23 protein-coding genes, 1 tRNA gene and 1 other RNA gene are annotated in these 21,424 nt (G+C 71.2%); 5 read left to right on the top strand and 20 right to left on the bottom strand.

Translation table 11 applies throughout. From position 1 onward, the window contains the following. Nucleotides 1–7: 7 nt before the first annotated feature. From fxsA to GA0070619_RS01215, 6 genes are all read right to left on the bottom strand, one after another. Nucleotides 8–181 carry an FxSxx-COOH cyclophane-containing RiPP peptide gene (gene fxsA / locus GA0070619_RS01240; protein WP_088946343.1) on the bottom strand — a complete coding sequence of 58 codons (174 nt, stop codon included), beginning with the start codon at nt 179–181 and terminating at the stop codon, nt 8–10. A 274-nt stretch (nt 182–455) separates the two neighbouring features. Continuing rightward, nucleotides 456–1,532 (bottom strand): hypothetical protein, encoded by a 1,077-nt coding sequence (locus GA0070619_RS01235; protein ID WP_088946342.1) that lies wholly within the window; start codon nt 1,530–1,532, stop codon nt 456–458. Nucleotides 1,533–1,608: 76 nt separating this feature from the next. Next, nucleotides 1,609–2,259: a response regulator transcription factor gene (locus GA0070619_RS01230; protein WP_088946341.1), complete on the bottom strand. Its 651-nt coding sequence runs from the start codon at nt 2,257–2,259 to the stop codon at nt 1,609–1,611. Beyond that, nucleotides 2,256–3,503: a histidine kinase gene (locus tag GA0070619_RS01225; RefSeq protein WP_088946340.1), complete on the bottom strand. Its 1,248-nt coding sequence runs from the start codon at nt 3,501–3,503 to the stop codon at nt 2,256–2,258. The genes GA0070619_RS01230 and GA0070619_RS01225 overlap by 4 nt, the downstream gene beginning before the upstream one ends. A 55-nt stretch (nt 3,504–3,558) precedes the next feature. Then, nucleotides 3,559–4,065, bottom strand: a complete 507-nt coding sequence (locus tag GA0070619_RS01220; protein WP_088946339.1) for a hemerythrin domain-containing protein — start codon at nt 4,063–4,065, stop codon at nt 3,559–3,561. Then, nucleotides 4,062–5,042, bottom strand: a complete 981-nt coding sequence (locus tag GA0070619_RS01215) for an aldo/keto reductase (RefSeq protein ID WP_088946338.1) — start codon at nt 5,040–5,042, stop codon at nt 4,062–4,064. The genes GA0070619_RS01220 and GA0070619_RS01215 overlap by 4 nt, the downstream gene beginning before the upstream one ends. Nucleotides 5,043–5,112: 70 nt before the next feature. Between GA0070619_RS01215 and mgrA the strand changes: the two genes are divergently transcribed. Beyond that, nucleotides 5,113–6,108: an L-glyceraldehyde 3-phosphate reductase gene (gene mgrA, locus GA0070619_RS01210; protein WP_088946337.1), complete on the top strand. Its 996-nt coding sequence runs from the start codon at nt 5,113–5,115 to the stop codon at nt 6,106–6,108. 28 nt (nt 6,109–6,136) lie between these two features. Here mgrA and GA0070619_RS01205 read toward each other — a convergent pair whose 3' ends face one another. Further along, nucleotides 6,137–7,054, bottom strand: coding sequence for a lytic polysaccharide monooxygenase auxiliary activity family 9 protein (locus tag GA0070619_RS01205; RefSeq protein WP_088951483.1), 918 nt, complete (start codon nt 7,052–7,054; stop codon nt 6,137–6,139). Nucleotides 7,055–7,178: 124 nt separating this feature from the next. Here GA0070619_RS01205 and GA0070619_RS01200 point away from each other — a divergent pair, with 124 nt between their 5' ends. Both GA0070619_RS01200 and GA0070619_RS01195 read left to right on the top strand, forming a co-directional pair. Then, nucleotides 7,179–7,301 carry a 50S ribosomal protein L36 gene (locus tag GA0070619_RS01200; protein WP_030490864.1) on the top strand — a complete coding sequence of 41 codons (123 nt, stop codon included), beginning with the start codon at nt 7,179–7,181 and terminating at the stop codon, nt 7,299–7,301. A gap of 133 nt (nt 7,302–7,434) precedes the next feature. Beyond that, nucleotides 7,435–7,695, top strand: a complete 261-nt coding sequence (locus GA0070619_RS01195; RefSeq protein WP_088946336.1) for a YciI family protein — start codon at nt 7,435–7,437, stop codon at nt 7,693–7,695. A gap of 73 nt (nt 7,696–7,768) precedes the next feature. Here the strand turns inward: GA0070619_RS01195 and GA0070619_RS01190 are convergent. Beyond that, nucleotides 7,769–7,841: transfer RNA gene (locus GA0070619_RS01190), tRNA-Ala, on the bottom strand. 87 nt (nt 7,842–7,928) lie between these two features. Continuing rightward, on the bottom strand, nt 7,929–8,519 hold the full coding sequence (locus tag GA0070619_RS01185) for a YqgE/AlgH family protein (RefSeq protein ID WP_088946335.1): 591 nt from the start codon (nt 8,517–8,519) through the stop codon (nt 7,929–7,931). A gap of 320 nt (nt 8,520–8,839) precedes the next feature. On the opposite strand from GA0070619_RS01185, the gene mdlC reads away from it, so the two are divergent. Beyond that, nucleotides 8,840–10,435 carry a benzoylformate decarboxylase gene (gene mdlC / locus GA0070619_RS01180; RefSeq protein WP_088946334.1) on the top strand — a complete coding sequence of 532 codons (1,596 nt, stop codon included), beginning with the start codon at nt 8,840–8,842 and terminating at the stop codon, nt 10,433–10,435. A 9-nt stretch (nt 10,436–10,444) separates the two neighbouring features. Here mdlC and GA0070619_RS01175 read toward each other — a convergent pair whose 3' ends face one another. The 10 genes from GA0070619_RS01175 to pruA form a co-directional block, all read right to left on the bottom strand. Then, nucleotides 10,445–11,401 (bottom strand): hypothetical protein, encoded by a 957-nt coding sequence (locus tag GA0070619_RS01175; RefSeq protein ID WP_088946333.1) that lies wholly within the window; start codon nt 11,399–11,401, stop codon nt 10,445–10,447. A 39-nt stretch (nt 11,402–11,440) separates the two neighbouring features. Next, complete coding sequence (locus tag GA0070619_RS01170; protein WP_231927221.1) at nt 11,441–11,986, bottom strand: hypothetical protein; 546 nt, start codon at nt 11,984–11,986, stop codon at nt 11,441–11,443. A gap of 171 nt (nt 11,987–12,157) precedes the next feature. Then, nucleotides 12,158–12,835: a hypothetical protein gene (locus GA0070619_RS01165; protein WP_088946332.1), complete on the bottom strand. Its 678-nt coding sequence runs from the start codon at nt 12,833–12,835 to the stop codon at nt 12,158–12,160. A gap of 73 nt (nt 12,836–12,908) precedes the next feature. Further along, nucleotides 12,909–13,284, bottom strand: a transfer-messenger RNA (tmRNA) gene (gene ssrA, locus GA0070619_RS01160). A 104-nt stretch (nt 13,285–13,388) separates the two neighbouring features. Then, nucleotides 13,389–13,868: an SsrA-binding protein SmpB gene (smpB, locus tag GA0070619_RS01155; RefSeq protein ID WP_007455863.1), complete on the bottom strand. Its 480-nt coding sequence runs from the start codon at nt 13,866–13,868 to the stop codon at nt 13,389–13,391. A 151-nt stretch (nt 13,869–14,019) separates the two neighbouring features. Continuing rightward, nucleotides 14,020–14,895: a permease-like cell division protein FtsX gene (gene ftsX / locus GA0070619_RS01150; RefSeq protein ID WP_088946331.1), complete on the bottom strand. Its 876-nt coding sequence runs from the start codon at nt 14,893–14,895 to the stop codon at nt 14,020–14,022. 67 nt (nt 14,896–14,962) lie between these two features. Then, nucleotides 14,963–15,643: a cell division ATP-binding protein FtsE gene (gene ftsE / locus GA0070619_RS01145; RefSeq protein WP_030331491.1), complete on the bottom strand. Its 681-nt coding sequence runs from the start codon at nt 15,641–15,643 to the stop codon at nt 14,963–14,965. Between the two features lie 118 nt (nt 15,644–15,761). After that, nucleotides 15,762–16,883 carry a peptide chain release factor 2 gene (gene prfB / locus GA0070619_RS01140; RefSeq protein ID WP_088946330.1) on the bottom strand — a complete coding sequence of 374 codons (1,122 nt, stop codon included), beginning with the start codon at nt 16,881–16,883 and terminating at the stop codon, nt 15,762–15,764. Nucleotides 16,884–16,947: 64 nt separating this feature from the next. After that, the gene (locus GA0070619_RS01135) at nt 16,948–17,463 is read right to left on the bottom strand and encodes a PadR family transcriptional regulator (protein ID WP_088946329.1); all 516 of its coding nucleotides are present in this window, start codon (nt 17,461–17,463) and stop codon (nt 16,948–16,950) included. Nucleotides 17,464–17,640: 177 nt separating this feature from the next. After that, on the bottom strand, nt 17,641–19,269 hold the full coding sequence (pruA, locus tag GA0070619_RS01130; RefSeq protein ID WP_088946328.1) for an L-glutamate gamma-semialdehyde dehydrogenase: 1,629 nt from the start codon (nt 19,267–19,269) through the stop codon (nt 17,641–17,643). A 383-nt stretch (nt 19,270–19,652) separates the two neighbouring features. Here pruA and GA0070619_RS01125 point away from each other — a divergent pair, with 383 nt between their 5' ends. Next, entirely contained in the window at nt 19,653–20,744 is a 1,092-nt protein-coding gene (locus GA0070619_RS01125) for a hypothetical protein (RefSeq protein ID WP_231927220.1), read from the top strand. An 18-nt stretch (nt 20,745–20,762) separates the two neighbouring features. On the opposite strand, the gene GA0070619_RS01120 is transcribed toward GA0070619_RS01125, so the two are convergent. Beyond that, nucleotides 20,763–21,272 (bottom strand): DUF6912 family protein, encoded by a 510-nt coding sequence (locus GA0070619_RS01120; RefSeq protein ID WP_088946327.1) that lies wholly within the window; start codon nt 21,270–21,272, stop codon nt 20,763–20,765. Nucleotides 21,273–21,424 lie beyond the last annotated feature (152 nt).

Below are 21,424 nucleotides of genomic sequence, written 5' to 3'. Positions count from 1 at the left end.
GGCATCCTCACATCGCCGAGTTCCACCCGGCGACCGCCTCCTGGGGGCGGTCGATCTCGTCGAGGATTCGGCGTAGCGAGTGGGCGAACACCGACTGGTCCAACTCCTGAAGATCAGCCAGGCTCACGTCACTGAGGTCCACGAGGGTGCCCTGCGGTGCGCCATCGGTCGTATCCATCATGATCCGTCCACCCGCGAAAAGGACTCGCGCCCGAGTGAGCAATGAATTGTGCGGAAACCGTCGGGCCGAGACCCGTCACGTAACGCCGACCCCGCCGACGAACCGGGTCATCCTAGCGGCCTCACGCTGATTGCGCGGTGGGTCGGGCGGGTCATCCGGTTCAACGCCACAGTGCGGTCCGCAGACATTGTTCTCGGCCATCCGGCCATCCAAAATCCGGCGTCCGGGCGGGAAGGACCATCGATCCGGTGACCGGCCGCGGCGACATGTCGGATCAACCCCGACCGCAGCGCCGGCAGGCTCCGCGGCGGCGCAGGTGGTACGCGTACGTGGCGACGCCGAGCGCCACGCCCCACAGCGGCCAGAGCAGCATCGGCGCCCCGGTCAGGCTGAGCCCGCCGGTGAGTTCCCAGAATTTCGGGTTGCTGAGCAGTCCGAACGAGGCCGCGGTCACCGCGATGGCGACGAGGGTGGCCGGCACCACGGCCAGCGTCACCGGCACCCGACGACCGGCCAGGCCGAGCATCCAGCGGGGGAACCGCTCGCCCCAGCGCTGCACCAGCCCGAGGGTGAGGATCGCGCCGACGGTGGCGAACGCGCCCAGCCCGAACCCGGCCCACACCAGCCCGCTGTCCTGCATCTCGGTGAGGAACTCCCGGGAGATGCCGAGCGGGATGCCGGCCGCCCAGGCGAACCGGGTCAGCGCGTACGTGAACGGGATGACGGCGGCGGTGCCGGCGGCCCACCGGCCCCAGCGGGCGGCGGCGGCCGGGGTGGTCCACCCTCGGTCGGTGTGGTCGCGACCGCAGCCCACGCAGGCTGCGGCGGTGCGGCGCTGCCAGGCGAGCACCGCCCCGGCCAGCAGCAGCCCGCCGGCCAGCGCGGCGAACCGGGCGAACAGCGCCCAGTTGAAGATGTCGGCGTAGTCGACCGGCGGCCAGCCGAACGGCGCACCGACGATCAGTATCGGCAGGTAGCCGAGGATCACCAGCACCCGGACGTCCGGCACGACCACGGCGAGGACGAACGCCACCGCCCAGCCGTAGCCGGCGAGCAGCGTCCGCAGCGGGCCGGGTGGGCGTACGGCGGGGCGGCTCATGGCCAGTGCGGCCACCGCGGCGGTCAGCAGTACGCCGGCGAAGAGCGGGGTGGCCAGGTCCACCGGCACCAGGCGCAGCAGGTTGACGTCGCCGCCGTTGCGGTCGTTGGCGCCGAACGGGTAGCCGGCGCCGGTGAGGGTGCCGACCAGGGCGAGCACACCCCACAGGCCGAGCCAGCCGGCGGCCAGTGGGGCCAGCCGATCGGGCCAGCGGGAGTCGGATCGAGGCGGGGAGGCAGTGATCGTTGTCATGCTCACAGCCTCGACAAACGACAGCCGGATTCCCTCCCGGCCGCCGGTGAACCCGCTCCCCCGGTGGAGGGACCGTTCAGCCGGACGGGGTGACGAAGCCGGACTCGTAGGCGGCGATGACCGCCTGCGTACGGTCGCGGACACCCAGCTTGGCCAGCACGTTGCCGACGTGCGTCTTGACCGTCTCCACACCGACCACCAGGTGCGCGGCGATCTCCGGGTTGGACCGGCCGGTGGTCATCAACCGCAGCACCTCGGCCTCCCGGTCGGTGAGTCGGGCGGCGCGCAGCTGGTCGCCGCCGGCCGGCCCGTACGCCCCGACGAGCTGGCGGATGGCGGCCGGGAAGAGCAGCGACTCCCCCGCCGCGACCACCCGGACGGCCTCCACCACCTCGGCGGGCCGGGCCCGTTTGAGCAGGAAGCCGGAGGCCCCGGCGCGCAGCGCCTCGTAGACGTACTCGTCGTTGGCGAACGTGGTGACGACCAGCACCCGGGGTGGGTCGGCGGAGGTGGCCAGCAGGTGTCGGGTGGCCTGGATGCCGTCGATGCCGGGCATCCGCACGTCCATCAGCACCACGTCGGGTCGGTGCCGGGCGACCAGCGGCGGCACCTCGGCGCCGTCGGCGGCCTCGGCGAGCACGCTCAGGTCGGGTTGGGCGTCGATGATGGCCCGCAGCCCGATCCGGATCAGCTCGTCATCGTCGACGATGAGCACGCCGGTGGTCATCGGGTCTCCTCGTAGGGCAGGCGGGCCCGGATCAGCCAGCGGTCACCGTCCGGCCCCACGGTGATGCCGCCGCCGAGCAGCAGCACCCGCTCCCGCATGCCGTCCAGGCCTCGGCCGCCGCGCCCCGGGTGAGCCCGCTCGGGGCGGCGGCGCACCCCGTTGACCAGTTCCAACTCCAACGCCCCCGGGTGCAGGTCCAGCCGCAGCGTCACCGGCCCCTCGCCGTACCGGGCGGCGTTGGTCAGTCCTTCCTGGACGATCCGGTAGCCCTCCCGGGAGACCGCCGCGGGCACTCGCGCCGGGTCGCCGACGCGATGCGCGTGCACGGCCAGCCCGGCCGCGCGGGCGTCGGTGACCAGTCGGTCCAGGTCGGCGAGGGTACGCTGCGGCGCCACCACGGGTCGCTCGTTGCCGCCTTCCCGGAGCAGCCCGAGCACGTGGTCCAGTTCGTCCATCGCGGTCCGTCCGGTCTCCTCGATGGCGGTGAGCGCCCGCCGGACGAACTCCCTGTCGGTGTCGAGGACCTCGCGGGCGGCACCGGCCTGGAGGGTGGCCACGGTCAGGGCGTGACCGATCGAGTCGTGCAGCTCCCGGGCCAGTCGGTTGCGTTCGGCGAGCCGGATGGCCTGCGCCTCCAGGGCGGCGATGCGCTCCGCCGGGGCGGGGCCGAGCAGCACCGGCGCCATCGAGCCGGCGAGTGCGCCGAGCCCGGCGACCGCGTAGCCGAGGCCGACCAGCAGGGCCACCCCGCTCACTGTCAGCCAGCCGCTGTCCCGCCCGTCCAGCGGCCCGAACCGTTCTCGGCTGATCAGCTCGGTGCCGATGCCGAACTGCTGGGCGATGAACGCCAGCGCCATCGGCAGGGCGCTGAACAGTGCGACCATCACCAGCGCGCCGACGATGAGGTGGGTGGCGATCCAGAGCGCGCTGCGCAGCCGGGTCTCCCGGTCGGCCGTGTGCCCCGGCGCGGGTTCGGGCAGGTCGATGCCGAGCAACGCCCGTACGGCGGCGATCTCCAGAGCCCGGCTGCCGTCCAGCAGCAGCGGCACCACGGCGATCAGCGCCGCGATCACCAGCAGCGCGTAGACCAGTGGGCGGGGGATCTCCGAATCGGCGAGCAGTTGGGCGAAGGTCACCACGAGGACCCCGTACGGCAGGGCCAGCACGCCGCCGAGCAGCAGGAACACGCCGCGTCGCCAGGTGGTGCCGGCGACCAGCGGGGTCAGCACCGCTCGGAGGGTCACCTCGTCATTCTCATGCCGGAACCAGGCTCGGCGACTCCCCCATGCCGGGGAGATCTCAGCGGTGGTCGGCCACGTACTGCTGCGGGTCCTTGTCGCGGAACGGCAGGTTGCGGCCGTTCTTGTGCTCACCGTAGAAGGTCAGCCAGCGTTGGCCCAGCTCGGCGCGGAGTTCGGTGCTGGCGTGCCGGCGGAAGTCGGGCAACGCCTCGTCCTCCTCCTCGGCGAGGTGCTCGCTGTTCTCCCGGCGGGCGGTGCCGACCGCCTCCCACCACTGCTCCGAACCGACCGGGTGCAGTTTCGCCTCGGCGATGGCGTCCCGGATCTTGTTGTGGTCGCCGATCGCGTCGGCGGTCTCGTCCTCGCCGTCGTCGCCGTGTTTGACCAGGTGCGGGTAGAGGATCGCCTCCTCCGCCTCGGCGTGGATGTCCAGGTGCAGGGCGAGAGCGTCCCAGATGGCGAGCATCTCCTGCTCGTCGCGGGCGTCGTCGAGGCGGGCGAAGCCGCGCCGGAAGGCGGCGTGGTCGTCCAGGATCAGTGCGGTGATGTCGTCCACTGTGCTCACTTCTCCGTTGGGCTGGCGAACCGGGCACGCACCATCGCCGGCATCGCGGCGAGGCCGGTGACCGGGCGGAAGCGCTTCGCGGTCTCGGCCAGTGCCGCGTACTCGTCGTCGGCGAGGTCGATGTCCGCGGCGGCGGCGTTGCGTTCCATCTGTTCCACCCCGGAGGCCCCGGGAATGGCGAGCACGTTCGGGTGGCGCAGCAGGTAGGCCAGCGCGATCTGACTGGGGGTGGCGTCGTGCGCGTCGGCCACCTGCCGCAGGGTGTCGATCAGGACCGCGCCACGTTCCAGGTTTTCCGGCAGGAAGTACGGGTTGGCCCGCCGGACCGCGCCGCTCGGCGGGTTCTTCGCGTCGTACCGGCCGGAGAGGAAGCCCTGCGCCAGCGGGCTGTACGCGATGACCACCCGACCGGCCTGCCGCGCGTACGGCAGCAGGTCCTGCTCGGGTGCGCGGTCCAGCATGCTGTAGCGGACCTGGTTGCTGAGCACCCGTCGGCCGAGCGCGGCCTCGGCGACCTGCCAGCGGCGCAGCCCGTAGTTGCTGACCCCGACCTCGCTGACCAGCCCGACGTCCTGCAACGCCCGCATGCCGCGCATGGTGGTGTGGTCGGCGACCAGCGGGTTGGGCTGGTGCACCTGGTAGAGGTCGATGCTGGTGACGCCGAGCCGGGCCGCCGAGGCTACCGCCCGCTGCTGCACCACGGCGGCCACCGGCAGGACCGGGAAGATCTTGGTGGCGACCACCATCTTGGGCCGGTCGTCGCCGAGGGCGGCACCGAGGATCCGTTCGCTGCGCCCAAAGCCGTAGATCTCCGCGCTGTCGAACACCGTCACGCCCAGCTCCACGGCCCGCCGGACGATCTGCGCCGCCTGCTTCTCGAAGGCCGGGCCGTAGCCCCATTCCCGGGAGCCGAACTGCCAGGTGCCCAGCCCGATCTTGGACAGCGGTTTGGGAGTGTCGAGAGCAATGAAACGCATGGCGTCGAAACTACCCCGATGTCCTGGTTCACACGCGCGATCCCCGCCAGCGCGGGCCAGAGCTAGGCTCATGATCGTGACCTACCTCGCCGCGGATGACCGCTACGACTCCATGACCTACCGGCGCAGCGGGCGCAGTGGCCTGCGGCTGCCCGCCGTCTCCCTCGGGCTCTGGCACAACTTCGGCCCGGACCGCCCCTTCGAACGGCAGCGCGACATCGTCCGGCGCGCCTTCGACCTGGGCGTCACCCACTTCGACCTGGCCAACAACTACGGTCCACCGCCCGGTTCGGCGGAGGAGAACTTCGGCCGGATGCTCGCCACCGACCTGAGGGCGTACCGGGACGAGCTGGTCATCTCCAGCAAGGCCGGCTACCTCATGTGGCCCGGCCCGTACGGCGAGTGGGGCTCCCGCAAGAACCTGATCTCCTCGCTGGACCAGTCGCTGGGCCGGATGGGGCTGGACTACGTCGACATCTTCTACTCGCACCGGTTCGACCCGGACACCCCGCTGGAGGAGACGATGGGCGCGCTGGACGCGGTCGTCCGCTCCGGCAAGGCGCTCTACGTCGGCATCTCGAACTACAACTCCGAGCAGACCGCGCGTGCTGCCGCGATCCTGCGCGACCTGGGCACGCCGCTGCTGATCAACCAGCCTTCGTACTCGATGCTCAACCGCTGGACCGAGTCCGACGGCCTGCTCGACACGCTGGAGCAGGTCGGCGCGGGTTGCATCGCGTACAGCCCGCTTGCCCAGGGCCTGCTGACCGATCGCTATCTGGGCGGCATCCCGGCGGACTCCCGGGTGCGCACCAGCGTCTTCCTCAACGAGAGCGACCTCAGCGAGGAGAAGATGGCCACCATCCGAGGGCTCGGCGCGGTCGCCGAGCGGCGCGGTCAGTCCCTGGCGCAGCTGGCGCTGGCCTGGGCCCTGCGCGACCCGCGGATGACCAGCCTGATCATCGGGGCGAGCAGCGTCGAGCAGCTGGAGACCAACATCGCCGCGCTCGACAACCTCGACTTCACCGCCGACGAGTTGGCCGAGATCGAGCAGCACCTGAGCTGAACGCCGCCGGGCTCCGGGCGGGATCGGGTCACCAGATCCGGCGCCGCCCGGCCCGGTGGTTGCGTACCTCGCACTGCCGGCCCACGGGTGCGGCGGCGCCGCGACGTCGCCGGCTCGCGCCGATCAGCAACAGCAGCAGGACCAGCACGACGGCGGCGCCGGCCAGCACGGGCCACCGGCTGCCGAGGTTGGTCACCGACGCCACCGGCACGCCCGGGTCGGCCGCCGCCGCCACCGCCGACTCGGAGGCGACGGGCCGACTCGCAGCGGTACGCGGAGCAGCCGCCGCGCTCTTCGTCGCGACGGCCTTCGACGAGGTGGCCCTGGCACCACGGAACACCACGTCGGAGCAGGAGTAGTAGGTGTCCGGGGTGCTGGAGTTCTGCCAGATCGTGTAGATCAGGTGCCGACCGTCGCGGCCCGCCGGCAGCCGACCCGCCAACTGGTACGCCCCGGCCCGCACCGGCGGGTCCTTCATCGTCAGAAACGGGCGCGCTTCCAGATCCGCCCAGGTCAACGGTGCACGCGGGTCGTAATCGGGCTTGGTGACGTAGAGCCGGAAGGTGCCCCGGTGCTCGATCGTGGTCCGGTACGTGAAGGTGAACTTCGCGCCGGTGGTCAACTCGGTGCTCGGCCAGTCGGTCCGGGGCAGATCCAGCCCTCGGTACGCGGACAGCCCACCGCTGCACAACTCACCGTCCGGGATCCGTTCCCGGTCCCGACCGTTGATCGCCGCGACGCGCACGTTGTCCCATTCGCGTACCGCCGCACCCGCCTGGACCGCCGCCCGGCAGGCGCTGGTGGCCGCGTACCGGCCCTCGGGCCCGCAGGCAGCCGCCCGACTGACCGGGTTGGTCGGGGCGCCGTGCGCGGCGGCGGGCGTGGCTGCCAGCGGCACTGTCGCGGCAACGACCAGCACCATGGCGAAGAGCCGGCGTACGGGCATGAGGATGACCTCCACCCACTGGTACGGCCAGCGGGCGGCAAAGGTTCGACGGCTGGCCGGCGGGAATCCGGCGGGTGGGTGCGGCGTTTCGATACTCGGAACCGCTTGCACCGAGGAGGCAGACATGAAGGTACGTAGCTCGTTGCGTGCACTGAAGCAGAAGCCGGGTTCGGTGGTGGTCCGCCGTCGCGGCCGGGTGGTCGTGGTGAACCGCGCCAACCCGCAGTGGAAGAGCCGCCAGGGCTGATCCAGCCCGCACCGGACATACAGTCGACAAACGCCCTGACCGGGTCATCCGGTCAGGGCGTTTCGCGCGTCCGTGCGGCGGCGGCGCATCGACTAGGGTCCTTTCCGAAAGATCGGCCCCAGGAGGAGGAACCGTGTTCATCGTGGAGCTGTCCTTCGGCGAGGAACCCGACCGGCTCGCGGCCCGGCCGGCGCACCGGGAGCGTCTCCAGGCTCTGCGCCAGGAGGGCCGGTTGGTCATGGCCGGGCCGTTCCCCGACGACTCCGGCGCGGTCTTGATCTTCGACGTCCCGAACGCCGAGGCGCTCGCCGCGACCCTCGCCGAGGACGCTTATTACCGCACGCCCGGTGTGACGATCATCAGCCAGCGGGAGTGGTCACCGATCGTGCGCTAGGCGCCCATCCAGGCCGCGCCGCAACGGAAAACGCCCTGACCGGTTGGTCCCCGGTCAGGGCGTTTCACAAGGGTGGAGCCGAGGGGACTCGAACCCCTGACCCCCACACTGCCAGTGTGGTGCGCTACCAGCTGCGCCACGGCCCCTTGCTGTTGTCCCGGTCGCCCGGGCACTGGGAAACTATACACAGACCGGCCCGCATGGTCATCTCGCGGGGTCCCCGCCGAGCCGGGTCAGTTGAGCGCCACGTCCGGCGGGAAGTGTGCGACCGCGGCCATCATCCCGCCCTGCCGGCGCAGCACCATCGGCCACAGGTCGTCGGGCCGGTCGACGAAGGCGTCACCGGGCAACGCGTCCAGCAGAAACCACGACCCGTCGGCGATCTCCTGCTCCAGCTGGCCGCTGCCCCAGCCGGAATAGCCGGCGAAGACGCGGATGCCGCCGATGCTCTCCCGCAGCCGCTCCGGGTCGACCGAGAGGTCGATCGTGCCGACCGCCCCGGAGACCTGGTGGAAGCCCTTCAGCCGGCGCATCGGGTGCCGCATGCGGGCCAGACAGATGGCCGAGTCGGGCTGCACCGGGCCGCCCTCGAAGAGCACCGCCGGGTGCCGGGCCAAATCACTCCAGTCGCCGAGCACCTCGGCCACCGGCACCTCGGTGGCGCGGTTCAACACCACGCCGAGCGCACCGCCCGGCTCGTGGGCGACCAGCAGCACCACCGTACGGTCGAAGTTCGGGTCCTTGAGCGCCGGAGTCGCGACCAGCAGCCGCCCGGTCATCGACTCCATGGCTCGTCCGCCGATCGCCTGGCCCTCTCCCTGCATCCCACACACCCGTCAACCGTGAGCCCGCGCCGGGGATCGGTCATCTGCCGGATCCGCCCGGTGCGCCGGGATCAGCCGCGCTGTCAACGCCATGCCTGGCACCATAGCCTGCGTCCCGGGTGCTGGCTAAGGTCTGAACGGCGGGTGATCGGACAGTTGAGACGGAGTGTCAATGACCCGACCGCGAACCTCCTGGTGATCGAAGGATCCGGACCACCACGGCGGGGAAACGCCCGAAAGGTCCGTCACATCCCGATAGATTCGGCTGATCGGGAGGGCGACCGTGATCGTCCCTGCCCGCGACACGGAGGCGGGTGGCGATGGCAACGGTCCGGGACGCGACGTACGACGTGCTCCGCACCCTCGGCATGACCACGGTCTTCGGCAACCCCGGCTCCACCGAGGAGCCCTTCCTGCGGGACTTCCCCGCCGACTTCCACTACGTCCACGCGCTGCACGAGGCGACAGCGGTGGCGATGGCTGACGGGTACGCCCAGGCGACCGGGCAACCCGCCCACGTCAACCTGCACACCGCACCGGGCACCGGCAACGGCATGGGCAACCTGGTCACCGCTTGGCACAACAAGACCCCGCTGATCGTCAGCGCCGGCCAGCAGACCCGGGAGATGCTGCTTCTCGAACCCCGCCTGGCCAACCGTCGACCCACCGAGCTTCCCCAGCCGTACGTCAAGTGGGCCTACGAGCCCGCCAGGGCGCAGGACATCCCCGCGGCGGTGCTGCGGGCGTACGCGACGGCGGTGCAGCCACCCGCCGGGCCGGTCTTCCTCTCGCTGCCGATGGACGACTGGGCCCAGACCGCCGACCCGCCGCCCGCCCCGCGCTCGGTGGCCACCCGGTTCGCGCCGGACCCCGAGCGGTTGGACGAGTTCGCCCGGATCCTCGCCGGCAGCCACAACCCGGTGCTCGTGTACGGGCCGGGGGTGGACCGCTCCGGGAGTTGGTCGACGGCGGTCGCGTTGGCCGAGCGGCTGGCCGCACCGGTCTGGTCGGCCCCGGCCACCGAGCGGGCCGTGTTCCCCGAGGACCACCCCCACTTTCGCGGGGTGCTTCCGTACGCGATCGGTCCGCTGGCCGAGGCACTGCGCGGGCACGACACGGTGCTGGTCGTCGGTGCCCCGGTGTTCCGCTACTACCCGTACGTGCCGGGCGGACACCTGCCCGACGGCGCCCGGCTGCTGCACGTCACCGACGACCCCGACGAAGCCGCCCGTGCCCCGGTCGGGGACAGCCTGCTCGGGGACCCGGGGCTGACCCTGGCCGCGCTGGTCGAACGGGTGCCGACGGCCGACCGGCAGCCGCCGCCACGGCGGGACGCGCCGGCACCGCCCGAGGTCACCGCTCCCCTGAGCGCCGACGCCCTGTTCGCGGCGCTGGCCGCGCACTGGCCGGCGGACGGCGTGCTGGTCCAGGAGTCACCATCCAATCTGTCCGCGCTGCGCCGTCAGCTCAAGATCAGACGCCCGGCGTCGTACTTCACGATGGCCAGCGGGGGCCTCGGCTACGGCCTGCCCGCCGCGATCGGGGTGGCACTCGCCGAGCGGGACACCGGGCGCGGGCGACCCGTGGTGGCGGTGATCGGCGACGGCTCGTTCCACTACTCGGTGCAGGCTCTGTGGACGGCCGCGCGCCTCGCCCTGCCGGTGGTGGTCGTCGTCCCGGTCAACCAGCAGTACGCGATCCTCAAGGCGTTCGCCGAGCTGAAGGACACTCCCGGGGTGCCCGGCCTGGACCTGCCGGGTTTGGACATCATCGCGATCGCGGCCGGCTACGGCTGCGCCACCGAGGTGGTGGAGACCCCCGACCATCTCGGCACGGCACTCGCCGCCGGGCTGCGCGCGGACCGACCCACGGTGCTGGCCGTGCCGATCAGCACCGACGTGCCCAGCATCCTCTGAGCCGGCCGGTCAGCGCGAGGCGATCGACAGGGCGGCGCCGGTGGACACGTCCAGCACCGGCCGGGCGCCCAGCGGCGCCGCGAGGGTGACGGTGACCGGTTCCATCTTGAGGATGGCGATGCACTCGCCGGTGCTCCGGGTGACACTGCCACCGACCACCACGACGTCCGGCCGTTCCCACACCAGCGGTGTGATCGCGGTGTCACAGGCACCGACGCCGAGCCGCACGGTCAACCGGGCACCGTCGACCGCCGCGAGGTCCTGAGCGGACACCAGCCCGTCCGGCAACGGCCCGGCAGGCGCGGTGGGCACGGGCACCCGCTTGACCGCCGTGGGTGCGACGGCGAGCCGGGCCACCGGCGCGGCCAGCTCCTCGACGGTGAACAGCCAGGCCGGGACCTGCGCCTCACCCCGGCTCGTCCGGACCGGCACGGTGCCCAGGGTGACCCCGGTGACGGTGAGCGGGAGGCAGGCGGTCTGCGCCGTGCTGGTGGCCCAACCATCCGGCCCCGGTTCGACGGTGGGCCCGCCGGGGCTGGGCAGGCCTGGCCGCTTCGGTCGACCCGGGCAGGGCAGCGGGTCACCCTGGTCAAGCTCCCGGTACGCCTCGGCGGCGCTGACCAACGGCAACGTCAGCCGGCCGTCCGGGAACCGGATCTCACCGCCGACCCGGGTTGGCGGAATCGGGACCTGCGCGCGGTACCACCCGGCTCGGAAGGCCGCCTCGGTGTCCGGTGTGAAGCGCGGGTCACCAGTGAGCACTGTCGGTCCCTCCAGGGGGACGTACCCCGTGCGCCAGTCGGGGCCGGGCTGCCACGCCTCGGCGACCCGGGCGGCCCGCTGGTCGAAGGCTTCGGCACGGTGCGGCGTCGGGTCGCTGGGCCCGTCGGCCGGGCCGGCGCCGGTCTGGGCGCAGCCCGCCACGAGCAACAACGGGAGTACGAGCAGCAGGGTCGGTCGACGCATGCCCGGTTCGACGCGCCCGTCGACTCTCCGGTTCCCGGCTCAGGTCTCGCCACCCAGATCCGTCTGGTACGCCTCCCAGAGCAGATTGGCGCCGCGACGCCGATGCCGGGCCAACCTCCGCAGCAGGTGCCCGGCCCAGTGCCGCAGCTCGTCCGGGTGCGTCTCGGGCTGCTCGGCGCTCCGCTGGACCGCCAGGATCGCGGCGACGATCGCCGCGTGTTCCCGGGTGAGCAACCGCACCCCGTGGTGAAGCCGCGGCGACTGGGTGAGCAACTCCCGGTAGAGCCCGGCGGGGCCTTCGGTGATCCGGACGTGCTCGGCGAAGCCCTGCCCCACCGGACGCAGGCGCAGCAGGACCTCGTCGCGCCAGCAGGGACCGGTGGCGGCGACGGCCCGACCCAGCGCGTGCACGTCTCCGGCGAGCCCGGCCGGGCGTGGCTCACCGGGCAGCCCGACAGAAGGTGGCTCACCCGGCAGCCCGACGGTGGGTGGCTCGACGGGATGACCGGCGGGATCTGGCTCGGCGGGGTGACCGGCGCGCGGCCGGACGACGAGTGACGGCTGCTGGACCGGACCGGTGACCATGGCACCTCCCGCGCGGCGCGCTGCTATCCCATACCGCGATGGTGAGCCTGCCCGGCCCACCGTGTCCAGGGCCGCGGAACGGCTCATCTGCCCCTTTCACCCCACCGGCCTCACCGGCACCACTGGCGGGCTCCGAGACTCCACAGGCGTCCCTGGGAGGGGACAGGCCAGCTACTCAGCCAGTGGGTGCGCGGCGAGACGGCGCAGCTGGTCGGCGACGGTGTGCGCGTCGTCGCGCCCGTCGACCGGACGGCCCGTCGTGATCGCGTCCGCCAACGCCCGCAACTCGGGCGGGGGCAGGCTGCCCAGGCCCATGCCGCGCAGCGGGATGATGACCCGCCGGTTGCTCGCCCGGTCGGTGGCGACGATGGCCCGCAGCCGCTGTCCGATCATCGGGGTGTCGTCCTCCCCCGTCCCGCGATACGACAGCTTCGCGGTGTCGATCCGTGCGGTGGCGAGGTCGACGGTGCGGGTGGTGAACGCCCCCCGCACCCGGGCCCGGCTGCCCTCCAACCAGGCGGCCGTGCGGAGCACCCGCAGCACGAGGTAGACGCCGAGCAGCAGGAACGGCAGGCCGCACAGCCCGACGACCGGTACGGAGTTGGACTCCGCGCCGGCACCGGAGTCCCGCAGCGCGGGCGGCAGCATTCCCGGCGGGAGATCGCGGGCCTCCTCGTAGGAGGCGAACGCGTCCCCCGGACCGGTCAGCCGACGGAGCAGCCCGCCCGCGATCAGGGGCAGCGCCACGAACGCGGCACCGATGGTCGCGACGAAGACGCCGGACAGCACCGCCACGGTGCGCTGACCGGGTGACGCGCCGACCGACAGGCGCAGCTCCTGGTTGGTCACAGGAGGCAGCGTAGAACGCCCCTGGACACAACGAAGCGCCCCGGCTGGTGGGCCGGGGCGCTTCGCTTCGAGGTGGTGGAGGTGCCGGGAATCGAACCCGGGTCCTTCGCCGGTTTGTCAGGGCTTCTCCGAGCGCAGCTCGCTGTGCCTCTACTCGGCCCCACCGCTCACGCGAGCAAGTTGGTGTGACGGGCCCAGTCGCTGATTAATCTCGCCGCACGGACCCCGCGACCGGGTCCGATTGGCCAGCCTCCTAGCTGATGCCGGCTACTGGGACGAAGGCGTTCCCAGGCCGACAGACTTAGCTACTCGCCTCAGGCGGCGAGAGCGAAGTCAGCGCGATTTTGCTTGGCGCTTATAAGTTTCCGACGACCGATTCTCGAGACGACGTCGGCTTCCTCGGCTCGCTTCCCCTGTCGCTGCGTACGAAGTCGAAACCAGTCACCCCCTCGACAGGCCGCCGATGTGGCGGCACTGACAAGACTAACGCCTGCCGCAACCGCTTTCATCCCGAGGCCCGGGCCGGCGCGCCAGACCGGACAAACGGGATGAATCAGTCGTCCATCCCTTTACCCCGCCGGCCGGACACCCGGGCGATCTCCCGGTCCGCGTCCCGCTTGGCGAGGTCCTGACGCTTGTCGTACGACTTCTTGCCCTTGGCCAGCGCAATCTCGACCTTGGCCCAGCCGTCGGAGAAGTAGACCTGCAACGGGACGATCGTCAGACCGCCTTCGCGGGTCTTGCCGAGAAGCTTGTCGAGCTCGCCCCGGTTGAGCAGCAGCTTGCGCGTACGCCGGGGCTCGTGGTTGGTCCACGTGCCCTGGGTGTATTCCGGGATGTGCATGGAGTGCAGGAACAACTCGTTGTCGCGCTCCTGTGCGAACGCGTCGACCAGCGACGCGCGCCCGGCCCGCAGCGACTTGACCTCGGTGCCGGTCAGCGCCATGCCCGCCTCGTACGTGTCGAGGATCGCGTAGTCGTGGCGCGCCTTCTTGTTGGAGGCGACCACCTTGCGCCCCTTTTCCCGTGGCATCGGTGCCACCCCCTCTCCTCCGTCGCCCGTGGCCGGGCTCACCCCGGCCGGACAACCGATCATGCTACCCGAATAAGAAGGACCCTCCCGCGCCGTTTATTTCCGGCTGCGGGAGGGTCCTCGGGAGACGACGGGACGACCCGTCCGGTGCCTAGACCCGCAGGTAGAAGCGCAGGGTGATCCAGGCGGTGGCCGCGCTGACCAGACCACCGACGCCGGCCATCAGCGGGAAGATGAACAGGATGTCGCCCCAGCTGATCGGCGAGAGCAGACCCTGCAACGCGCTCAACGACCCGTCGAAGAGCAGATACTTCGCCGCGACCAGGGCGACCAGACCTAGCAGCGAGCCGATCAGGCCGGCCACCACCGCCTCCAGCACGAACGGCGCCTGGATGAACCAGTTGGACGCACCGACAAGCTTCATGACCGCGACCTCACGTCGCTTGCTGTACGCCGCCACCTGAATGGTGTTCGCGACCAGCAGCAGGGCGGCGATCGCCATCACGATGGCGGCGGCCAGCGCGATGTTCTGGATCGAGGTGAGGATGTTGAAGATCTTGTCGAGGAGTTTGCTCTGGTCGACGATCTCGTCGACGCCGTCGGTCTCCTTGTACTGGTCGTAGATGTCGCGGTACTGCTCCGGGTTGTTCAGCGTGATCCGGAAGGACTCGGGCAGCTGGTCCGGCTTGACCGCGTTCACCAGGTCCGGCGCGTCCTGGTACATCGTCTTGAAGCGCTCGTACGCCTGGGCCTTGTCGACGTAGATGACCTCCTTGACCAGGGGGTCACCCTCCAACTTGCCCTTCAGCTCGGTGCGCTGCGGCTCGCTCACCTCCTGGTTCAGGAAGATCGCGACCTGGATGTTCTTGAAGTAGAGGTCCTTCATGTCGTCGACCTGGCGGTACAGCAGACCGCTGGCGCCGAGCATGGTCAGCGAGACCGCCATCGTGATGATCATCGCGATGGACATGGTCACGTTGCGCCACAGTCCGACCAATACCTCGGACAGGACGTATTTCACGCGCATCGGGGGTTCCTCCGGGTCTCCGGCATGAGGTGTTCGTCGTCAGGCTGCGCAGGGGTGGAGCGCCGGCTCACCCGTAGACGCCGCGGGCCTGGTCACGGACGATGCGACCGCTCTCGATCTCGACGACGCGGCGGCGCATCTGGTTCACGATGTTGGAGTCGTGGGTGACCATCACGACGGTCGTGCCGGTGCGGTTGATCCGGTCCAGCAGACGCATGATCTCGATCGAGGTGTCCGGGTCCAGGTTTCCGGTGGGCTCGTCCGCCAGCAGGATCAGCGGACGGTTCACGAACGCCCGGGCGACGGCGACCCGCTGCTGCTCACCACCGGAGAGCTCGTGCGGGTAGCGGTGCTCCTTGCCACCGAGCCCGACCAGCTCCAGCACCTCCGGCACGACCCGGCGGGCAACCGCCTTCGTCTTGCCGATCACCTCGAGGGCGAACGCCACGTTCTCGTACGCGGTGCGGTTCGGCAGCAGCCGGAAGTCCTGGAAGACACAGCCGATCGAGCGTCGGAAGTGGGGTCGCTTCCAGGAACGCATCGACGTGACGTCCTTGCCGTTGACCACGACGCGGCCCTTGTTGGGGGCCACCTCGTGCAGCAGCATCTTGATGATTGTGGACTTGCCGGAGCCGGATGGACCGATGAAGAAGACGAACTCGCCCTTCTCGATCGAGACGGACACGTTGTCGAGCGAAGGCCGGGACGCCTTCGGGTACGTCTTCGTCACTTGCTCAAGCTGAATCACGGGTGGTGAGTCTACGCGGTGTAACAACTGAGCCAAGCCCCACGCCCCGCCGATCCGCCACGAGTCGTCGAATCAGGCCTCTACCTGGAGATCGATGACGCGCTCCGCCCGCGAGCCGTCACGCACCGTCGTTGGCGAGTTGACGCTGCTTGCGCCAACGGATGCCGGCCTCGATGAATTCGTCGAGGTCGCCGTCGAAGACCCCGCTCGGATTGCCGGTCTCCTGCTCAGTTCGGAGATCCTTCACCATCTGATACGGGTGCAGGACGTAGGAGCGCATCTGGTCGCCCCACGAGCTGGTGCCGCCGCTCTTGAGGCCGGCCATCTTCTCTTCCTCCTCCTGGCGCTTGCGCTCCAGGAGCCGGGCCTGGAGCACCCGCAGCGCGGAGGCCTTGTTCTGCAACTGGGACTTCTCGTTCTGGCAGGTCACCACGATGCCGGTCGGGATGTGGGTCAGCCGGACCGCCGAGTCGGTGGTGTTGACGCTCTGCCCACCGGGGCCGGAGGAGCGGTAGACGTCGACGCGTACCTCGTTCTCCGGGATGTCGATGTGGTCGGTCTGCTCGGTGACCGGCAGGACCTCGACGCCCGCGAAGCTGGTCTGCCGACGGCCCTGGTTGTCGAACGGGCTGATCCGGACCAGCCGGTGGGTGCCCGACTCGACGCTGAGCGTGCCGTAGGCGTACGGCACCTTCACCGCGAAGGTGGCCGACTTCAGGCCCGCCTCCTCGGCGTACGAGGTCTCGTAGACCTCGGTCGGGTAGCCGTGCCGCTCCGCCCAGCGCAGGTACATCCGCAGCAGCATCTCGGCGAAGTCCGCCGCGTCCACGCCACCGGCGCCGGCCCGGATGGCGACCAGCGCCTCCCGGGAGTCGTACTCGCCGGAGAGCAGGGTGCGGACCTCCATCTCCTGGATGGCCTTGGTCAGCCCGGTGATCTCACCCTCGACCTCGGTGAGCACACCCGGGTCGGATTCGGCCTCGGCCAGCTCCAGCAGCACCCGGGCGTCGTCGAGCTGGGAACGCAGACTGCCCAGCTTGCTGATCTCGCCGTTGACGTACGACAGCTGTGAGGTCACCTGCTGAGCCTTGGCCTGGTCGTCCCAGAGGTCGGGGGCGGACGCCTCCTGCTCAAGGCGGGCCTTGTCCTCGTGGAGGCGGTCGAGGTTGAGGACGGCCTCGATGTTTCGCAGGGTCGCGTCGAGTTCCTTGAGCTGTTCGGCGTAATCGGCAGCGGTCACGACAGATAAGGGTACTGTGCCGCAGGCCGCCCAGCTCGTTCTGGATGCGCGAACTGGCCGGAGGTCACCCGACTGGGGCGGTCTTCAACCACGACAGGGCCGCCCGGTGGTAGGCGACGGCGAACTCCAGCGCGCTGGCGTCGTACGTCTCGCCGTCCCGTTTGGCGTTCTTGACCTGTTCCCGGACCTGGGCGAGAGCCTCGGTGTGGTATTCGTTGGCCGAGGCGTACAGGCCCTTCAGTTGACTGGCCGAGTGCAGGTTGCCGAACGCCATCCGCAGCGCGATCGGGTTGCGGATGGTGTCCCGCCCCGGGTTCTCCGCGAGCCAGCGGGAAAACGTCCGTTTCCCACTGGCGGTGAGTGAATACGGCTGGCTCATCCGCGGCCCCGGCTTACCGAGACGCACGAAACCCCGCTCGGCCAGCACCGGCAACTCGCGGTAGACCTGGCTGCGGGTCATCGACCAGTACGGCGCCAGACGGCGCTCAGCGGCGGCCATCAACTGACCGCCTGTCATCGGGCCCTCGTGGAGGAGCCCGAGCAGGGCCGCCGCCGTAGGGTTGACTCCGGAATCCGCCATGCCCACTACGCTGCCACTTTGCGCACGCGGCGTCCAGGATTTGCCAGTTTGCCACCCAACAGGACTTCCTAAGTGCACTGTCGGCGACAGACTGTCCGTTGAGGACTTTCGATGGATCAGGACCCTCGGCCGACCCACCGGCGGCTCCGCGCACCGCCGGCGGGTCGTCGCCGCAGGTCAGCCCATGTGGGGGTACGTGTGGTCGGTCGGCGGCACGAAGGTCTCCTTGATCGTCCGCGGTGACACCCAGCGGACCAGGTTGAGCCAGGAGCCCGCCTTGTCGTTGGTGCCGCTGGCCCGGGCGCCGCCGAAGGGCTGCTGCCCGACCACCGCGCCGGTCGGCTTGTCGTTGATGTAGAAGTTGCCGGCCGCGTACCGCATGCGCTCGGCGACCGCGTCGACCACCCGGCGGTCGGTGGCGAACACCGAGCCGGTCAGCGCGTACGGGGCGATCGACTCGGCCTGCGCCACCACGTCGTCGAAGCGGGCGTCGTCGAACACGTGCACGCCCAGGATCGGCCCGAAGTATTCGGTGGTGAAGGTCTCGTGGGCGGCGTCGCCGCACTCGAAGAGCGTCGGCCGGACGAAGTAGCCGACCGAGTCGTCGGCGGTGCCACCGGCCAGCACCCGGCAGGAGTCGTCACGGGCGATCAGCTCCAGCGCCGCGGTGTGCCGGGCGAAGGCCTTGTCGTCGATCACCGCGCCGCCGAAGTTGCTGAAGTCGGCCACGTCGCCGTAGGTCAGCGAGTCGGTGGTGGCGGCCAGCCGGTCGCGCAGGCCACCCTCCCAGATCGAACGCGGCACGTACGCCCGCGAGGCCGCCGAGCACTTCTGACCCTGGTATTCGTAGGCGCCGCGGATCAGCGCGGTGTGCAGGGCGTCCACGTCGGCACTGGTGTGCGCGACCACGAAGTCCTTGCCGCCGGTCTCGCCGACGAGGCGCGGGTAGCCCCGGTAACGGGCGATGTTGTCGCCGACGGTCCGCCACAACTGCTGGAAGACCTTGGTCGAGCCGGTGAAGTGGATGCCGGCCAGGTCCGGGTCGGCGAGCACGACGTCGGACACCTCCTCGCCCCGGCCGGTGACCATGTTGATCACGCCGGGCGGCAGGCCGGCGGCCTCGAACAGCCGCATGGTGAAGTGCGCGGCGAACTGCTGGGTCGGGCCCGGCTTCCAGATCACCGTGTTGCCCAGCAGGGCCGGCGCCGACGGCAGGTTGCCCGCGATGGCGGTGAAGTTGAACGGGGTGACCGCGTAGACGAAGCCCTCGAGCGGGCGGTGGTCGAACCGGTTCCAGACCCCCGGCGAGGACGCGGGCTGCTCTTCCAGCAGGCGGCGGGCGAAGTGCACGTTGAACCGGAGGAAGTCGATGAACTCGCAGGCGGCGTCGATCTCCGCCTGGATCGCGGTCTTCGACTGACCCAGCATGGTGGCGGCGTTGAGCGTGTCGCGCCACGGCCCGGCGAGCAGCTCGGCGGCGCGCAGGAAGATCGCGGCGCGCTCCTCGAACGGCAGCGCCCGCCACATCGGGGCGGCGTCCTTGGCCGCCTTGATCGCGGCGTGGGCGTCGTCGTGGGTGGCGTGCCCGGTCACGCCCAGCACGTGCGCGTGCCGGTGCGGCTGCACCACGTCGATCGAGTCACCGGCAGCCATCCGCTGCTCGCCAGCAATGGTCATCGGCAGGTCGATGCGCTCGGCGGCGAGCTCGGTCAGCCGCCGCTGGAGCCGGTCCCGGTCGGGGCTGCCCGGCTCGTAGTTGCGAACCGGCTCGTTGCGCGGCTCGGGAACGGAGAACACGGCATCCATCAAGGCTCCTGGCGATCTCGACAGCAGTGGCGAAACCGGACCCGCAGGCACCGACCGGACGGCCGGACACCGGACGCTACCCGGGAGGGCCGAGCAGCGGCGGGACCTCCCGTGATTCTCCCACGAAGGGCTGCACGCCCCACTTCCGCCACCGCCCTCGCCAAGGACCGACCCACCCCTCCTCCCCTTACCGATCGAGCTCGATCCGACGACCCGCCCGTACACCGGCAGCCCTTCACCCACCCGTCGAGTGACCGCGTCGCCTGCACACCCGGGGAGCCCCGCCCCGGCGTACTCCCTCGCGGTCGTCCCGGGGCGGCGGGTGACCCGGCGGGCCCGCGTACCCTGAATGGTCGGTGACCTGCCGCCTCGAAGGGGAGACGATGACCAAGCAGCCCGGCCGCGTCCCGGCCGCGGAGTCGGACGACCCGTCGGCCGACGCGGCCAGCCCCAGCAGCCGGCCGCTGCCCGCCCCCGGCGCGGCGATCCTCGCGGTGCTGGCGCTCGGGTGGCTGACCGCCATGCTCTGGTCCACCCGGGAGGCCACCACCTCGGCGGCCGCCGGGGTCACCGCGATCAGCCTCTCCGCGTTCGCCCTGCCCGGCGTGATCTCGGCCGCGCTGGTGGCCGGCGCGGCCGTCGCGCTGGCCGCGGGCAACCTGCTGTCCCGCCGGTACGGCGACTGGGCCACCCTGCGCTTCGCCGGGGCGATCGGTGGCGGGATGCTCGTCGGTCTGGCTGCCGCGCTGGCGATCAACCTCACCTACTTCGACACCGCGACCACCAACGTGATCGCCGGCACCACGGCGGCGGCGGCGATCATCGGTGGCGCGGTGGCCGGCGCACGGTCCGCCCCGGCGGTCGGCGCTGTGGTGACCGCCGCGCTGGGCACCCTGATCTTCGTGGTCGCGTTCAGCCGCGCCCGGGACCCGCTGTTCGACCTCTTCGGGGCCGGCGACAGCCAGGAGTCGGTGGTCAACGCGGCCAAGTGGGTGTCCCGCACCGAGTCACTCGTCGCGGGGCTACTCGCCGGGCTCCTCGCCTTCGGCTACCTGACCTGGGCGCGGCGTCGGGCCCTCCGCCACGACCCAGCGGCCCCGGCGCTGCGCTGGCCGGCGTACCTGCTCGCCGGCGCCGGCCCCGGCCTGCTCCTGCTGCTCGCCGAGATGATCATCCGGATCGGTGGCCGGTCGCTGCTCGACCTGGCCAGCGCGCTCAGCGAAGCCGACGCGGTGGCGCAGACCTCGCTGGGCACGTCGCGGGTGGACAACGGAATCTGGGTGCTCTTCGTGGGGGCGCTGACCGCGCTCATCGCGTTCGGCCGCACCCTCGGCCCGGCCCACACCGACGACGAACCCGACGACAGCCCCGAGCCCGTCGCGGCCCGGGTCGACCCCGAGGACGACGAGGCCAGCCCGGCCGAGACGTTCGGCACGTTCGACGCGGACCCGGCCAAGGCCGACCCGTCCCGCTGACGTCGTCCGGCGTCCGGCTCAGCTGACTGCGCGCAGCAGCAGGTCCAGCTCCGTCACGTCGTACCACTCCAGCTCGTGGTCCTCAGCGCCGTCGACGGCGAACTGGGCATCGGGGTCGCCAGCGGCGGCCTCGGTCACCACGTCGGCCGCCGCCGTGACGTCCTCGACCGCGTCCGCTCCATCCACGTGGATGGCCGCGATGGCACCAACCGGCACGGCGTCGGCCAGCGCCACCATGCTGGAACCCAGCTCACCGTCGCCCCGCCCGACCGCGCCGGCCGGCAGGTCGACCGAGACGACGACGCGGCGGCGGGGCGCCGTCGGGTCCTCCCGGAGCAGGTGCAGCGCGTCCTGGGCGGCCCGCGTGAACGCGACGTACTCCAGCTCCTCCTCGTCGCCCTCGGCGTACCACTCACGCAGCGCCGGGGTCACGGCATGCGCATCGTCGGCAGCCAGCCCCTCCTCACGCAGCCGGGTCAGCATCGGTACGGTCGCCGGCACGTACACCCGGACAAGCTCCTCGGTCACCGGTCGTCTCCCCGCTTCGTCCACCACCGGCGGCCGCCGGCACGGGCGCAGATCATGCCGCACGCCGTGACCGTCATACACCCCGCCTCCGGTCGGTGGAAGTTCCCGGCCGGTGTGTCCGGCTGGCCACTCTGACGGCCCGGCGCTGGGCG

Source organism: Micromonospora zamorensis (assembly GCF_900090275.1).
GTDB lineage: Bacteria > Actinomycetota > Actinomycetes > Mycobacteriales > Micromonosporaceae > Micromonospora > Micromonospora zamorensis.
Note: the sequence above shows the minus strand (reverse complement) of the source record. Positions and strands in the feature narration are given on the sequence as shown.

What these genes read in the sequence shown, in the direction of transcription:
- fxsA (WP_088946343.1), bottom strand. Translation starts at nt 181, where the DNA reads ATGATGGATACGACCGATGGCGCACCGCAGGGCACCCTCGTGGACCTC.
- GA0070619_RS01235 (WP_088946342.1), bottom strand. Translation starts at nt 1,532, where the DNA reads ATGACAACGATCACTGCCTCCCCGCCTCGATCCGACTCCCGCTGGCCC.
- GA0070619_RS01230 (WP_088946341.1), bottom strand. Translation starts at nt 2,259, where the DNA reads ATGACCACCGGCGTGCTCATCGTCGACGATGACGAGCTGATCCGGATC.
- GA0070619_RS01215 (WP_088946338.1), bottom strand. Translation starts at nt 5,042, where the DNA reads ATGCGTTTCATTGCTCTCGACACTCCCAAACCGCTGTCCAAGATCGGG.
- mgrA (WP_088946337.1), top strand. Translation starts at nt 5,113, where the DNA reads ATGATCGTGACCTACCTCGCCGCGGATGACCGCTACGACTCCATGACC.
- GA0070619_RS01205 (WP_088951483.1), bottom strand. Translation starts at nt 7,054, where the DNA reads ATGCCCGTACGCCGGCTCTTCGCCATGGTGCTGGTCGTTGCCGCGACA.
- GA0070619_RS01200 (WP_030490864.1), top strand. Translation starts at nt 7,179, where the DNA reads ATGAAGGTACGTAGCTCGTTGCGTGCACTGAAGCAGAAGCCGGGTTCG.
- GA0070619_RS01185 (WP_088946335.1), bottom strand. Translation starts at nt 8,519, where the DNA reads ATGCAGGGAGAGGGCCAGGCGATCGGCGGACGAGCCATGGAGTCGATG.
- mdlC (WP_088946334.1), top strand. Translation starts at nt 8,840, where the DNA reads ATGGCAACGGTCCGGGACGCGACGTACGACGTGCTCCGCACCCTCGGC.
- GA0070619_RS01175 (WP_088946333.1), bottom strand. Translation starts at nt 11,401, where the DNA reads ATGCGTCGACCGACCCTGCTGCTCGTACTCCCGTTGTTGCTCGTGGCG.
- GA0070619_RS01170 (WP_231927221.1), bottom strand. Translation starts at nt 11,986, where the DNA reads ATGGTCACCGGTCCGGTCCAGCAGCCGTCACTCGTCGTCCGGCCGCGC.
- smpB (WP_007455863.1), bottom strand. Translation starts at nt 13,868, where the DNA reads ATGCCACGGGAAAAGGGGCGCAAGGTGGTCGCCTCCAACAAGAAGGCG.
- ftsX (WP_088946331.1), bottom strand. Translation starts at nt 14,895, where the DNA reads ATGCGCGTGAAATACGTCCTGTCCGAGGTATTGGTCGGACTGTGGCGC.
- GA0070619_RS01135 (WP_088946329.1), bottom strand. Translation starts at nt 17,463, where the DNA reads ATGGCGGATTCCGGAGTCAACCCTACGGCGGCGGCCCTGCTCGGGCTC.
- pruA (WP_088946328.1), bottom strand. Translation starts at nt 19,269, where the DNA reads ATGGATGCCGTGTTCTCCGTTCCCGAGCCGCGCAACGAGCCGGTTCGC.
- GA0070619_RS01125 (WP_231927220.1), top strand. Translation starts at nt 19,653, where the DNA reads ATGACCAAGCAGCCCGGCCGCGTCCCGGCCGCGGAGTCGGACGACCCG.